Raw genomic sequence first — 14,790 nt, forward strand, 5'->3', positions numbered from 1 at the left:
TTAAACCTTTCACAAATGCGACATGGATTTGCGACAGTTCGTCGTCAAATTTGTGAGCCTCTGTGTCGGTGTGTACAATGACCTCCCTTTTGCCCCCGCAAAGCTGGCGTACGTTCGGCGTGGATGGTAACTGGCTGAATTGAAAAGAAATTTGCCTCGATAAGAGGCAGCCTGGTGAGAAAGTGTCTATGAAAGCAGGTCTGTACCAACCAGATGAATTCAAGGATAACTGCGGTTTCGGCCTGATAGCCCATATGCAGGGCGAGCCCAGTCATACCCTTTTGCAAACGGCCATCGAGGCCCTGACCTGCATGACCCACCGCGGTGGGATCAACGCCGACGGCAAGACCGGTGACGGTTGCGGTCTGCTGATTCAAAAGCCGGATCTATTCCTGCGTGCGATCGCCCAGGAAACCTTCGGCGTCGAACTGCCCAAGCAATATGCGGTGGGCATGGTCTTCTTCAACCAGGACCCGGTGAAAGCCGAAGCCGCTCGCGAGAACATGAACCGCGAGATCCTCGCCGAAGGCCTGACCCTGGTCGGCTGGCGCAAAGTGCCAATCGACACCAGCGTCCTCGGCCGCCTGGCCCTCGAGCGCCTGCCGCAGATCGAACAAGTTTTCATCGCCGGTGAAGGCCTGAGCGATCAGGACATGGCGATCAAGCTGTTCAGCGCCCGTCGTCGTTCGTCCGTGGCCAACGCCGCCGACGTCGATCACTACATCTGCAGCTTTTCCCACAAGACCATCATTTATAAAGGCCTGATGATGCCGGCGGACCTGACCGCCTTCTATCCAGACCTCAGCGACCAGCGCCTGCAAACCGCAATCTGCGTGTTCCACCAGCGCTTCTCCACCAATACCTTGCCGAAATGGCCGCTGGCTCAGCCGTTCCGCTTCCTCGCCCACAACGGCGAGATCAACACCATCACCGGCAACCGCAACTGGGCTCAGGCCCGTCGCACCAAGTTCACCAACGATCTGATGGATCTGGAAGAACTCGGCCCGCTGGTGAACCGAGTCGGGTCCGACTCCTCCAGCATGGACAACATGCTCGAGTTGATGGTCACCGGTGGCATCGACCTGTTCCGTGGCGTGCGGATGATCATTCCGCCTGCGTGGCAGAACGTCGAAACCATGGACCCGGATCTGCGTGCATTCTACGAATACAACTCGATGCACATGGAACCGTGGGACGGCCCGGCCGGCGTGGTAATGACCGATGGTCGTTACGCGGTGTGCCTGCTCGACCGTAACGGTTTGCGTCCGGCGCGTTGGGTCACCACCAAGAACGGCTTCATTACCCTGGCCTCGGAAATCGGTGTCTGGAACTACCAGCCTGAAGACGTGATTGCCAAGGGCCGTGTCGGTCCGGGCCAGATCTTTGCCGTGGACACTGAAACCGGTCAGATCCTCGACACCGATGCCATCGACAACCGTTTGAAGTCCCGTCACCCGTACAAGCAATGGCTGCGCAAGAATGCCCTGCGCATCCAGGCGACCATGGAAGACAACGACCATGGTTCGGCGTTCTACGACGTCGATCAGCTCAAGCAGTACATGAAGATGTATCAGGTGACGTTCGAGGAGCGCGACCAGGTACTGCGTCCGCTTGGCGAGCAAGGCTACGAAGCCGTCGGCTCGATGGGCGACGATACGCCGATGGCCGTGCTGTCCCAGCGCGTGCGTACGCCGTACGACTATTTCCGTCAGCAGTTCGCGCAGGTCACCAACCCGCCGATCGACCCGCTGCGTGAAGCCATCGTCATGTCGCTGGAAATCTGCCTCGGTGCCGAGCGCAACATTTTCCAGGAGTCGCCGGAACACGCCTCACGCGTGATTCTCAGCTCGCCGGTCATTTCCCCGGCCAAGTGGCGCTCGCTGATGAACCTCGATCGTCCGGGCTTCGAACGTCAGGTCATCGACCTCAACTACGACGAGAGCGTCGGCCTCGAAGCCGCGGTGCGCAATGTTGCCGATCAGGCTGAAGAAGCCGTTCGCGCCGGTCGCACCCAGATCGTGCTGAGTGACCGTCACATCGCTCCGGGCAAGTTGCCGATCCACGCTTCGCTCGCTACCGGCGCGGTGCATCACCGCCTGACCGAAAAGGGCCTGCGTTGCGACTCCAACATTCTGGTGGAAACCGCGACCGCTCGCGATCCGCATCATTTCGCGGTGCTGATCGGTTTCGGCGCCTCGGCGGTCTATCCGTTCCTGGCCTACGAAGTGCTGGGTGACCTGATCCGCACCGGCGAAGTGCTGGGCGACCTCTATGAGGTGTTCAAGAACTACCGTAAAGGCATCACCAAAGGTCTGCTGAAGATCCTGTCGAAGATGGGCATCTCCACCATCGCGTCCTATCGCGGTGCGCAACTGTTCGAGGCGATCGGCCTGTCCGAAGAAGTCTGCGACCTGAGCTTCCGTGGTGTGCCAAGCCGCATCAAGGGCGCGCGTTTCGTCGACATCGAGGCCGAGCAGAAAGCTTTGGCGGCCGAAGCCTGGAGCCCGCGCAAGCCGATCCAGCAAGGCGGTCTGCTGAAGTTCGTCCATGGTGGCGAATATCACGCCTACAACCCGGACGTGGTCAGCACCCTGCAAGCCGCTGTGCAGCAGGGCGATTACAGCAAGTTCAAGGAATACACGGCGCTGGTGGACAACCGTCCGGTGTCGATGATCCGTGATCTGCTCAAGCTCAAAACCCTGGACACGCCACTGGACATCAGCGAGATCGAACCGCTGGAATCGGTGCTCAAGCGCTTCGACTCCGCGGGCATCTCTTTGGGCGCATTGTCGCCGGAAGCCCACGAAGCCCTGGCCGAAGCCATGAACCGCCTCGGTGCGCGTTCCAACTCCGGCGAAGGCGGCGAAGACCCGGCGCGCTACGGCACTATCAAGAGCTCGAAAATCAAGCAGGTCGCCACGGGTCGTTTCGGTGTCACCCCGGAATACCTGGTCAACGCTGAAGTGCTGCAGATCAAAGTCGCCCAAGGCGCCAAGCCCGGCGAAGGTGGTCAACTGCCGGGCGGCAAGGTCAACGGTCTGATCGCCAAGCTGCGTTACGCAGTGCCGGGCGTGACTCTGATTTCGCCACCGCCGCACCATGACATCTATTCGATCGAAGACTTGTCGCAGCTGATTTTCGACCTGAAACAAGTCAACCCGAAAGCGCTGGTCTCGGTGAAGCTGGTTGCAGAAGCCGGCGTCGGCACCATCGCTGCCGGTGTGGCCAAGGCCTACGCGGACTTGATCACCATCTCCGGCTACGACGGCGGCACCGGTGCATCGCCACTGACCTCGATCAAATACGCGGGCGCACCGTGGGAGCTCGGCCTGGCCGAAACCCACCAGACCCTGCGCGGTAACGACCTGCGCGGCAAGGTCCGAGTGCAGACCGACGGCGGCCTGAAAACCGGCCTCGATGTGGTCAAGGCTGCCATTCTCGGTGCTGAAAGCTTCGGTTTCGGTACTGCGCCAATGATCGCCCTGGGCTGCAAATACCTGCGTATTTGCCACTTGAACAACTGCGCCACCGGCGTCGCGACTCAAAACGAGAAGCTGCGCAAGGATCACTACATCGGTACCGTCGACATGGTGGTGAACTTCTTCACCTACGTCGCCGAAGAAACCCGTGAGTGGCTGGCCAAGCTGGGTGTGCGCTCCCTCGAAGAGCTGATCGGCCGTACCGATCTGCTGGAAATCCTTGAAGGCCAGACCACCAAGCAACACCACCTGGACCTGACCCCGTTACTGGGTAGCGATCACATCCCGGCAGACAAGCCTCAGTTCTGCCAGGTCGACCGCAACCCGCCGTTCGATAAAGGTTTGCTGGCGGAGAAAATGGTCGACCTGGCCACTTCGGCCATCAACGACATGAGTGGCGCCGATTTCGCCCTGGATATCTGCAACTGCGACCGTTCTATCGGCGCGCGAATCTCCGGTGAAATTGCTCGCAAGCATGGCAACCAGGGCATGGCCAACGCGCCGATCACCTTCCGTTTCAAAGGCACGGCGGGTCAGAGCTTCGGTGTGTGGAACGCCGGCGGTCTGAACATGTACCTGGAAGGCGACGCCAACGATTATGTCGGCAAAGGCATGACCGGCGGCAAACTGGTCATCGTTCCGCCCAAAGGCAGCCTCTACAAGACTCAGGACAGCGCCATTATCGGCAACACCTGCCTGTATGGCGCCACCGGGGGCAAGCTGTTCGCTGCCGGTACCGCGGGCGAGCGTTTCGCGGTGCGTAACTCCGGTGCTCACACCGTCGTGGAGGGCACTGGCGATCACTGCTGCGAGTACATGACCGGTGGTTTCGTCTGCGTGTTGGGCAAGACCGGTTACAACTTCGGCTCCGGCATGACCGGCGGTTTCGCCTACGTGCTCGACCAGGACAACACCTTCGTTGACCGGGTCAACCACGAACTGGTGGAAATCCAGCGGATCAGCGGTGAGGCGATGGAAGCCTATCGCAGCCACTTGCAACGCGTGCTGAACGAATACGTCGAGGAAACCGACAGCGAGTGGGGTCGTAACCTCGCTGAAAACCTCGATGACTATTTGCGTCGTTTCTGGCTCGTCAAACCTAAGGCGGCGAGCCTCAAAACGTTGCTCTCCAGTACTCGTGCCAGTCCGCAGTAACGACGCAGCTGCAAGTCGCAAGCTTCAAGCGGCAAGCTCAATGCAGTGCGCGGCGTACCGGATTAATGTGATTTTCTTGCAGCTTGAAGCTTGTAGCTTGAAGCTGTCGTGTAAGAGGTTTTGAAGATGGGCGAACGTCTCAACAACGACTTCCAATTCATCGATGTCGGGCGCAAGGATCCGAAGAAGAAACTGTTGCGTCAACGCAAGAAAGAGTTCGTGGAAATCTACGAGCCGTTCAAACCCCAGCAGTCGGCTGATCAAGCCCACCGCTGCCTGGGTTGCGGTAACCCGTATTGCGAATGGAAGTGCCCGGTGCACAATTTCATTCCCAACTGGCTGAAACTGGTGGCCGAGGGCAACATCCTGCAGGCCGCCGAGCTGTCGCACCAGACCAACACCCTGCCGGAAGTCTGCGGCCGGGTATGTCCTCAGGATCGTTTGTGCGAGGGTGCCTGCACCCTCAACGACGGTTTTGGTGCGGTGACCATCGGCTCGGTCGAGAAGTACATCACCGACACCGCGTTCGCCATGGGCTGGCGCCCGGACATGTCCAAGGTCAAACCGACCGGCAAGCGTGTCGCGGTAATCGGCGCGGGCCCAGCCGGCCTGGGTTGTGCCGACGTGCTGGTACGTGGCGGTGTGACTCCTGTGGTGTTCGACAAGAACCCGGAAATCGGCGGTCTGCTGACCTTCGGCATCCCCGAGTTCAAGCTGGAAAAGACCGTGTTGAGCAATCGCCGCGAAGTCTTCACCGGCATGGGCATCGAGTTCCGCCTGAACACCGAAATCGGCAAGGACGTGACCATCGAGCAACTGCTCGAAGAATACGATGCCGTGTTCATGGGCATGGGCACCTACACCTACATGAAGGGCGGTTTTGCCGGTGAGGACCTGCCAGGCGTGTATGACGCGCTGGACTTCCTGATCGCCAACGTCAACCGCAACCTGGGCTTTGAAAAGTCGCCGGAAGATTTCGTCGACATGAAAGGCAAGAAGGTTGTGGTACTGGGCGGTGGCGACACGGCGATGGACTGCAACCGTACTTCGATTCGCCAGGGCGCCAAATCGGTGACCTGTGCCTATCGTCGCGACGAGGCGAACATGCCGGGCTCGCGCAAAGAGGTGAAGAACGCCAAGGAAGAAGGCGTGAAATTCCTCTACAACCGCCAGCCGATCGCGATCGTCGGAGAAGACCGCGTCGAAGGCGTGAAAGTGGTCGAGACCCGTCTCGGCGAACCGGACGCCCGTGGCCGTCGCAGCCCCGAGCCGATCCCGGGTTCCGAGGAGATCATCCCGGCCGATGCCGTGGTCATCGCCTTCGGTTTCCGTCCAAGCCCGGCGTCGTGGTTCGAGCAGTTCGACATCCAGACCGACAGCCAGGGCCGCGTCGTGGCTCCGGAACAAGGCCAGTACAAACACCAGACCAGCAACCCGAAAATCTTCGCCGGTGGCGACATGGTGCGCGGTTCCGACCTGGTGGTAACGGCGATCTTCGAAGGCCGCAATGCGGCTGAAGGGATCCTGGATTACCTGGGGGTCTGAAGACCCCAGCTTCAAGCTACAAGTTGCAAGCTACAAGCCACGGCGCTTGCGGCTTGTAGCTTGAAACTTGCAGCTGCTCCCCCTGCGACCAATTGACCCGATAGACAAAAGGAGCGGCTCTTGCCGTGCCTTTTGCCTCGCGCTCTGAGAAAATGCCCGCACTTTTTTTCCGGATGCCGACATGACTGCCCTGAAGAACGACCGTTTCCTTCGCGCCCTGCTCAAGCAACCCGTAGACGTCACGCCTGTATGGATGATGCGTCAGGCCGGTCGCTACTTGCCTGAATACCGCGCCAGCCGTGCCAAGGCCGGTGATTTCATGAGCCTGTGCATGAACCCGGCGTTCGCTTGCGAAGTCACGATGCAGCCGCTCGATCGCTACCCGCAACTGGACGCGGCAATCCTGTTCTCCGACATCCTGACCATCCCCGATGCCATGGGCCAAGGCTTGTACTTTGAAACCGGTGAAGGCCCGCGCTTCAAGAAAGTCGTCAGCACGATGGCTGACATCGAAGCCCTGCCGATTCCAGATCCGCACAAAGACCTGGGCTACGTCATGGATGCGGTCAGCACCATCCGTCGCGAATTGAACGGCCGCGTGCCGCTGATCGGCTTCTCCGGCAGCCCATGGACGTTGGCGACCTACATGGTCGAAGGCGGTTCGTCGAAAGACTTCCGCAAGACCAAGGCCATGCTCTACGACAATCCGCAAGCCATGCATTTGCTGCTGGATAAACTCGCGCAGTCAGTCACCAGCTACCTCAACGGCCAGATCATGGCCGGCGCGCAAGCGGTGCAGATCTTCGATACCTGGGGCGGCAACCTCTCGGCGGCGGCTTACCAGGAATTCTCCCTGGCCTACATGCGTAAAATCGTCAGCGGCCTGATCCGCGAACACGAAGGCCGCAAAGTACCGGTCATCCTGTTCACCAAGAACGGCGGCCTGTGGCTGGAAAGCATTGCCGACGCCGGCGCGGATGCGCTGGGCCTGGACTGGACTTGCGACATCGGCGAAGCCCGCCAGCGCGTCGGCAACAAGGTCGCCCTGCAAGGCAACATGGACCCGACAGTGTTGTACGCCAAGCCCGAAGCGATTCGTGCCGAAGTCGGCCGGATCCTCGCCAGCTACGGCAAGGGCAGTGGTCACGTGTTCAATCTGGGCCACGGCATCACCCCGGAAGTCGACCCGGAGCATGCCGGTGCCTTCCTGCGCGCGGTACATGAACTGTCGGCGCAATATCACGAGTGATCGTGGCTCGATAAAAACCGCCCGGCTTATGCCGGGCGTTTTTATTCAACGATCTTTTGCTTTCAAGCTTTCACATTTTCCAACGGCGGCAACTTCGCCAGCTTCAACGCCACCCACAACGCAATCACCAACAACCCGCCAATAAACAACCCGATCCCGTTCCAGCCACCCAAATGCCAGGCCACGCCGCCCGCCGTGCCCGCGATACTCGACCCGGCGTAATAGCTGAACAGGTACAACGATGACGCCTGTCCTCTGGCCTTGATCGCTCGGCGACCAATCCAGCTACTGGCCACCGAATGCGCGCCGAAGAAGCCGAAGGTAAAAATCAGCATGCCGATGATCACCACCGGTAACGGCGTGAGCAGGGTCAGGGCGAGGCCGGCGATCATCACCACGATGGTTGCCCAGAGCACTTTTCGCCGGCCGAGCTGGTCGGCCAGGGCGCCGATTTTCGCCGAGCTGTAGATGCCCGACAGGTACACCACCGAGAGCAGCCCGACGAAGGCCTGGTCCATATGGTACGGCTCGGCCAGCAGGCGATAACCGATGTAGTTGAACAGTGTGACGAATGCACCCATCAGCACGAACGCCTCAAGGAACAGCAGTGGTAGGCCGGCATCGCGAAAGTGCATGGTGAAGCCGTCGAGCAGGCTGCGCGGGTGCAACGAGCGGGCGCGGAAGTTGCGCGACTCGGGAAGAATCTTCCAGAACACCGCAGCGGCAATCAGCGCCAGGCCACCGATGACCAGCATCGCCGTGTGCCAGCTGACGAAGTCGATCAACACGCCTACGATCAACCGGCCACACATGCCGCCGATGGCATTGCCGGCGATGTACAAACCCATGGCCAGACCAAGGTGCTGTGGATGGATCTCTTCACTCAGGTAAGTCATCGCCACCGCCGCCAGACCGCTCAACGACAGTCCCACCAGCGCCCGCATGACCAGCACGCCTTGCCAGCTCGGGATCATTGCGCTGGCCATGGTGCACAGAGCGGCGGCGAACAGCGCGGCGACCATCACCGATTTACGCCCGATGCGATCAGAGAGGGGGCCGGTGATCAGCAAACCGATGGCAAGCATGCCGGTGGCGACCGACAGGATCAGGCTGCTTTGGGCTGCGTTGATGGAAAACTCGCGGGACAGCAGCGGCATCATCGGCTGCACGCAATACAGCAGGGCAAAGGTCGCGAAACCGCCCGAGAACAGCGCCAGCACCGTGCGCATAAACAGCGGCGTACCTTTTTCGATATAGATCTCGCTCAACTTGGCGACGACATCGTCCGGGGCCGCGGGCGGAATTTCATGGGCGAGTGGGGCGACAGCAGTTTTCACTTTCGGACCTCGGAAGGGCGCAGCCGATCAGGCAATGAAAAAATCATATAGCCGGCTAATGATTCAATCCAATATATTGTTCGACCTGTTTGATAGCTTTAACGACCTAATGGAATTCATATGGAATTGCGCCACCTGCGCTACTTCATTGCCGTCGCCGAAGAACTGCATTTCGGTCGCGCCGCCCAGGTGCTGGGCATCTCGCAACCACCGCTGAGCCAGCAGATTCAGGCGCTGGAGCAGGAGGTCGGCGCGCGACTTTTCGAACGTACCAATCGTCGGGTCGAACTTAGCGAGGCGGGCCGTCTGTTTCTGGAAGAGGCGCGGCTGGTGCTGGCTCAGGTCGACAAAGCGGCCGATGTGGCACGGCGGGCACAACTGGGTGAGTTGGGTGAACTGAAGATCGGCTTCACCTCATCAGCGCCGTTCAACACGACCATTCCCCAGGCAATCTTTTCGTTTCGCCAGCGTTTTCCGGCGGTGCATCTCAACCTGCGGGAAATGAGCAGCACCCAGGTCGCCGACGCGTTGGTGGATGAGTCAATCGAAGTCGGCATCATGCGGCCGCTTGGGCTGCCGGACTCACTCAGCGTGGTGGAACTGATGCGCGAGCCTCTGGTGGCGGTGCTCAGCTCGAAGCATCCGTTGGTCACCGATAGCGAACAGGGCCTGTTTCTCTCAGCCTTGGCCCTCGAGCCATTCGTGTTTTTCCCACGCAGTTATGGCAGTGGTCTGTATGCACAATTGCTCAGCCTGGCCCGTGATGCCGGCTTCAGCCCGCACTTCGCCCAAGAGGCGGGCGAGGCGATGACGATTATCGGGTTGGTGGCGGCAGGATTGGGGGTGTCGGTATTGCCGGCGTCGTATCAGCGGATGCGTATTGATGGCGTGGTCTATCGCCCGCTGCTGGATCCGGAAGCGGTGTCGGCGGTGTGGCTGGTGCAGCGCAAGGACCAGAAATCGCCGATGGCCAAGGCGTTTGTGGAGTTGCTGACCCGTAAGTTGACGCCATAGGGCTTCAAGGTTTTTCTTGGATGCAGCCCTAGGTCTTTTATCGTATCGGCCGATACCGTCATTGGACTCATCACAAACTATGGAGATACAGGATGTTCAAGCAGTTAACGTTCACCGCATTGCTGGCATTGATTGCTCTGACCGGTGGTTGTGCTTCGGTAAAAATGGCTGATGAAACCCAGGACGCTCAAGCGAAGACGTTCCAGGTGAGCCCCGACAAAGCCAATATCTACGTTTATCGCAACGAGAGCATGGGCGCTGGGGTAAAAATGCCGGTTACCCTCAATGGTAAGCCTGTAGGGCAGACAGTCGCCAAGTCCTACCTGATGTTAGCCGTCCCGGCCGGCCAGCAGACCCTGGTGTCTTCGGCGGAAAACGACTCGGAACTGAAACTCACCGCAGAAGCCGGCAAAAACTACTTTGTCTGGCAGGAAGTGAAAGTGGGTTTCATCAAGGCGCGTAACAACCTGCAAGTCGTCGACGACAAGACAGGCCGCGCTGGCGTCGCTGAAAGCAAGTTGATTCAAGCTCAGTAAGCGTGTGGACGGCCCCTGCGCGGAGCGTGGGGACTGTCCCGTTCTCTGAGCCTGCTCCTATAAGCTCAACCTCGGTCAATATTGCCATTTGGGATCACTCGCTTTTGAATCCCGGCAGGCCCTGGGCTGCACGCCATTTTTTCAGAATTTGAATGATCTCTTCGGCAGTATTCTCAGCCTTGTTTTCCGGATAGAAGATCAAGTCTGATCCGGCTGGATGGCCAACAACCCTCTTAAAGTGAAGGATGAGCTTGTCCTCTTCAGCTTCGTCATTGGAGGCGAATTTGATTTCATTGATGAACTCGATGAATTCAGCTTCTGTGTAGTCGGATAGCTTGCCCTTCAATACCATTCACTTATTCTCTTTGTGATTTTGAACATGCAGTTTTGGCGTCATGACTGCAAGGTTATCAACGTTATAAACCTCACCGCCGTTCTTGATGTGTTCAATATGATGAATCTCAAATCTCATTCGGTCCCCTGCATGCTCGGTTCCGATTGCAATGGGTGCTTTGCCTTTTGAGATTTTCCTTTGATTATCCAGACAGAACTGAGCTCGTAATACCGCGTCTTTCGAAACCTCTAGCCAAAGCGCAGCCCTGAATTTATTGAAGTCATCGAATGTTTGCCCTCGCAATGCATCGGCAATCCGCGTTGGAATGGGAGCGCCTAACCCGGTGCCAGCCCCCGCAAGCCAAATCCCCGATACATCTTCGCCCACCCCCGTAACCCCTCCGGGTTCAAACCGGGCATTGAGCACGATGTAGATCGGCTCAAGCCCGGCATTCGCAGGGAACCAGATGATCGCGTCCTGATACGCGGGCGGATGCTCCGGGTTCACCAAGACCTTTTCGGCTTGTTCGGTGGACGGATATACCCATATCGTCGGCAGTGGCGAGGCGCCTTCGAGGGCCGGGATGCGCGGGACATCGTCGGGGTTCGTCGCGGGCGTCCAGATCAGGCCGATGTCATTGCCGAGGTCGGCGACAAACTGTTCACCCTCTTGGGTGGCCTTGATGACCGGGACCAATTCCCAGTCTTTTTTCCCGCCCGTGTAGAAGCCATAAGCGCTGACGGAGCCGTCCGGCAATGTCTTCACGTTGATGCGCACTCGGGTTCGACCGGTATCCAACTCCGCGTATTGTTCTTTCTTGTAGAAGGCGCTGTCGGGGGCAAGCTGGGTGTTCGGCATCAGGAGTGCCACGGTCCCGACCGCAGCACCGGCTGCCACTGCCGTGGAGCCGGATAGCAGACCGAGTGCAAGGGATCCGCCGAGACGTTGGGCAATGGCGCCCCTTGTGGCTGAGCCGCCCACCAGTTTCAGGGGTATGCCTTCGGCTGTGATTACTGCGCCGGTGCCAAGCACGGCCCACAACCCGTAATTAGCCAGTTTCTCGAGGGGGACAAAACCGGATGGGTTGCTGTGATTGATGACACCGTCAGGGAGGTTGCAGCTCTTGGCGAACACGCAACCCTTAAGCTGCGAATCGGGTTGTTTGTTAAGTGTGTCCTGCTGTTTTTTTTGATGCATTTCCCAGCGGGCGTTGGCGTCCAGTTCATTCTGTCGGTTATTGGCGGCTACCGCCGCACCGGTGTCCTGGAAGGCTTGTATCTGCTCCTTGGTGGGTTGTCGCCGTGGGATGGGTAGAAAGTCCGGAGTGTCCGGGAAACCGAGCTTTTTCATCAGCGTTTCTTGTTCGTCCTTGGGGAATCCCAGCGTGTAACCGGGGGGAGGATCGAACCTATCCTGAGCGCTCAGGTGCTGGCGTTAGGACGTTTCCCTAATATCGCGCTGAAATTTCCTATTTCGTGTTGTTACTGCGTCATTGCCACATAGCTGTGGCAAAAAACGGGTGACCTCACTGAGATCACCCGTTTGTCTTTACCAGGCACTAGACCGAAACCTGCACCTGCAATCGTCGCCCGATGACATCCATCAAATCGCAACCATCGCGCAATGACGTCACCAACACCCGCGCCAGCTCGCTGTAAACGCCCTCGCTAAACGCGAAACTTTCCAGCAGTTGGGTCGCGGTACGAATGCGGTAGGCCGCGGTTTCGTGCAACACGTCCAGTGGTGCTTCGGTGTCGATCACCAACGATGCGATGGTGCAGTCGATGCCGGTGATAGGCATGTATCGATCCATGACAAAAAACCTCCATTTGATAACAGAACGGGACTACTCAGCGTGGGCTGTTTGACGGAGCCTCAGGCAACCCTCCGGGCAAGTCCAGGTTGTCTAGCGCTCGATTAACCAATAACTCGGCCAGTACGGCCAACTGCTGAATGGCCAGTGCCACATTGCGGCGCGAGCCTTCCAGTTCGCCGGCAAGATCGGTGGTCATGACATTCAGCGAGGCAAGGGTTTCGCAGGCGTGACAGAGCAAAGATTCCGTGTCGGCCTTCGGGACGATGGTGAAGAGGTGACTGACAGGGTCGGGTTGGCCCGGATTGCGCAGACGGGCGCTGACGCGGCGTTCGGTGATTTGGGAGAGCTTGGGTAAATCGACGGTGTTGTCGGTTGATGGATTTTGCGAATCCGAGGGGGTAGGGGGGATCTTTTTCATATTGGAATTCCCTTCAAGGTTTAAGAAACCACTGAGCCCATGCAACAAGCCAAGTTTGGTTGGCGGCGTACAAAGGGGAGTGGAGCGGTAGATTTATTACCAGAAAATTCTATTTAATTAATCAAATAAATGAACATCTGTGCAATTAAATGATTCATTTCTTGTCAGGTGAATTTTGTAGGGTTGTGCTGTAAGAAATATGTGTGGGAAGTTTCGTTATGTGTGGTGGAAGATATCAACGGCGAGTTTGTTTTAGTGCTGATGGTGAAATATTATCTAATGATTGTTTAGGGTTTTTATGATATTGGTTTTGTATAAGGCCTAATTCTGTAGGATGCTGGGTTCATAGCGAAACGCCAGCGTAGTGCTGAAGGCATAAGTACATGGTAAATATTTAATGCATAAGAAAGAAAAAACAGAAAATTTAAAAAATAATATTAAGTATCTGATAAAAAGTCGCGGAGAAACACAGCTGTCCTTGTGTAATTCCAGTGGGCTGACCCGGACTACGATATATAACATACTGGAAGGGAGGGTGGTGAATGTTCAACGATCTACAATTCGCAAGATTTCTGATTTTTTTGGTGTGTCCTACAAAGAGATAGAGACAGTAAATTTTGAAGAGAAGGAAATAATTGAGAGTGACGTTTCGCTGCTGGGGAATATGAATCCGGCGGCTGTTCCGGTGGTTAAAGAGGTTCTGTTGATTAAGAGTCTGGAAAAAAGAATCGGTGAACTGGCTGCCACTTACCCGCTTACTTACTATTTCGGATCAGCTTGCAACGTAATCGGTGTGTTATTAGAAAATGATATCCCAGGTATCTATGAGTCGGGAGATTTGTTGATAGTAAAGAAAGGTCTGTCGAACAGTGCTAGTGAGAAGTTGGTGTATGAAAAGAAAACAGGGGCTTTATATATAGTTAGTGATGCATGTTTTGATTCTGATGTCTTTTGTATTGTAGGGGACGTACTGGAGCAACGATTCAATGGATGACGCTGCTGAGAATAGTAAGTACAAGCTTCTTGGGTTTGAGAGCAACAAGAGTCTCGCAGTAATCATGGTGATTTCTACAGGGAAAATTCTTCGAGTAAAACTGAACGAGCTGTTGAAAAGCGAGATATTAGACAATTTGAGCAAGGTCGAGATTAAGGATGTTTACAGGAAATTTTATTCCGGTGGGGCGGCATTAACTGCATACGAAGTCAATGATCGTCATGAGCGATCTTGGCTGACTTATGTTGTACTCAATCTTTTACTTTTCGCGCTTTACATTTTTTCAAATGTAGCTGCCACGAAGCTCGTTTATTTTGAGCGATTTGATGTGGTCGTCACTCCTGGGGTTTTTCTATATCCGCTAACATTTTTAATAGTCGATCTGTTAAATGAGTCTTATGGTTTTAAGCTGGCGAGGAAGGCTATATTATTTGCTTTTTCAAGTAATGCACTCATTATTACCTTGCTTAGCACTACTAGCTATCTACCTGGACTGCCGGGTTGGAAACTTGATGCTCCGTTTAGCGAGGTCATGACTCATGTATCTTCAGTTTTGATCGCTTCGTCTATTTCATTTCTTTTTTCTGAGTACTTCAATTCTTATTTGTTATGCAAGATAAAAGAGCTCACGAATTCCAGGTTTTTATTTCTTCGAGTGTTTTTAAGTACCTTTTTTGCTGTGATAGTAGATAGCTTTATTTTTTGCACTATTGCATTTTATGGGGCGATGCAGAATGATGAAATACTAGACATAATTTATATTCAGATATCTATAAAGATGTGCTTTGCTGTTTTTAATATTTTTCCAGCCTATGGAGCTAGGCGCTTATTTAAAAAATATGTAGCTGCGGTTTCGACGACATAACGAAGAATGAAGGGGAGCTAATAGCTCCCCTTGTAGCGTACTTCTTCT

At 56.2% G+C, this 14,790-nt stretch carries 12 protein-coding genes; 7 read left to right on the forward strand and 5 right to left on the reverse strand.

The window, feature by feature from the left end; genetic code table 11:
* The first annotated feature begins 188 nt into the window (after positions 1–188).
* The 3 genes from gltB (at position 189) to hemE (ending at position 7,428) form a co-directional block, all read left to right on the forward strand.
* Positions 189–4,634 carry a glutamate synthase large subunit gene (gltB, locus tag BZL43_RS17590; protein WP_095633479.1) on the forward strand — a complete coding sequence of 1,482 codons (4,446 nt, stop codon included), beginning with the start codon at positions 189–191 and terminating at the stop codon, positions 4,632–4,634.
* Between the two features lie 126 nt (positions 4,635–4,760).
* Positions 4,761–6,179: an FAD-dependent oxidoreductase gene (locus BZL43_RS17595; RefSeq protein ID WP_095633480.1), complete on the forward strand. Its 1,419-nt coding sequence runs from the start codon at positions 4,761–4,763 to the stop codon at positions 6,177–6,179.
* A gap of 181 nt (positions 6,180–6,360) precedes the next feature.
* On the forward strand, positions 6,361–7,428 hold the full coding sequence (gene hemE / locus BZL43_RS17600) for a uroporphyrinogen decarboxylase (protein WP_095633481.1): 1,068 nt from the start codon (positions 6,361–6,363) through the stop codon (positions 7,426–7,428).
* 62 nt (positions 7,429–7,490) lie between these two features.
* On the opposite strand, the gene BZL43_RS17605 is transcribed toward hemE, so the two are convergent.
* On the reverse strand, positions 7,491–8,732 hold the full coding sequence (locus BZL43_RS17605) for an MFS transporter (RefSeq protein ID WP_371916220.1): 1,242 nt from the start codon (positions 8,730–8,732) through the stop codon (positions 7,491–7,493).
* Between the two features lie 153 nt (positions 8,733–8,885).
* On the opposite strand from BZL43_RS17605, the gene BZL43_RS17610 reads away from it, so the two are divergent.
* Positions 8,886–9,779, forward strand: coding sequence for a LysR family transcriptional regulator (locus BZL43_RS17610; protein ID WP_095633483.1), 894 nt, complete (start codon positions 8,886–8,888; stop codon positions 9,777–9,779).
* A 92-nt stretch (positions 9,780–9,871) separates the two neighbouring features.
* Positions 9,872–10,315, forward strand: a complete 444-nt coding sequence (locus BZL43_RS17615; RefSeq protein ID WP_095633484.1) for a DUF2846 domain-containing protein — start codon at positions 9,872–9,874, stop codon at positions 10,313–10,315.
* Between the two features lie 94 nt (positions 10,316–10,409).
* On the opposite strand, the gene BZL43_RS17620 is transcribed toward BZL43_RS17615, so the two are convergent.
* The 4 genes from BZL43_RS17620 to BZL43_RS17635 form a co-directional block, all read right to left on the reverse strand.
* On the reverse strand, positions 10,410–10,667 hold the full coding sequence (locus BZL43_RS17620) for a bacteriocin immunity protein (protein WP_095633485.1): 258 nt from the start codon (positions 10,665–10,667) through the stop codon (positions 10,410–10,412).
* Positions 10,668–11,999, reverse strand: a complete 1,332-nt coding sequence (locus BZL43_RS17625) for an S-type pyocin domain-containing protein (RefSeq protein WP_095633486.1) — start codon at positions 11,997–11,999, stop codon at positions 10,668–10,670.
* A gap of 208 nt (positions 12,000–12,207) precedes the next feature.
* Positions 12,208–12,462 carry a hypothetical protein gene (locus BZL43_RS17630; protein WP_008009183.1) on the reverse strand — a complete coding sequence of 85 codons (255 nt, stop codon included), beginning with the start codon at positions 12,460–12,462 and terminating at the stop codon, positions 12,208–12,210.
* Between the two features lie 37 nt (positions 12,463–12,499).
* A complete protein-coding gene (locus BZL43_RS17635) occupies positions 12,500–12,883 on the reverse strand; it encodes a DUF6124 family protein (protein WP_095633487.1) in 384 nt (127 codons plus the stop codon).
* A gap of 397 nt (positions 12,884–13,280) precedes the next feature.
* Between BZL43_RS17635 and BZL43_RS17640 the strand changes: the two genes are divergently transcribed.
* Both BZL43_RS17640 and BZL43_RS17645 read left to right on the forward strand, forming a co-directional pair.
* On the forward strand, positions 13,281–13,877 hold the full coding sequence (locus BZL43_RS17640) for a helix-turn-helix transcriptional regulator (RefSeq protein ID WP_095633488.1): 597 nt from the start codon (positions 13,281–13,283) through the stop codon (positions 13,875–13,877).
* On the forward strand, positions 13,870–14,742 hold the full coding sequence (locus BZL43_RS17645) for a queuosine precursor transporter (RefSeq protein ID WP_095633489.1): 873 nt from the start codon (positions 13,870–13,872) through the stop codon (positions 14,740–14,742). The genes BZL43_RS17640 and BZL43_RS17645 overlap by 8 nt, the downstream gene beginning before the upstream one ends.
* The last annotated feature ends 48 nt before the right edge of the window (positions 14,743–14,790 follow it).

It is taken from the genome of Pseudomonas sp. PICF141 (genome assembly GCF_002286815.1).
Taxonomy (GTDB): Bacteria; Pseudomonadota; Gammaproteobacteria; order Pseudomonadales; family Pseudomonadaceae; genus Aquipseudomonas.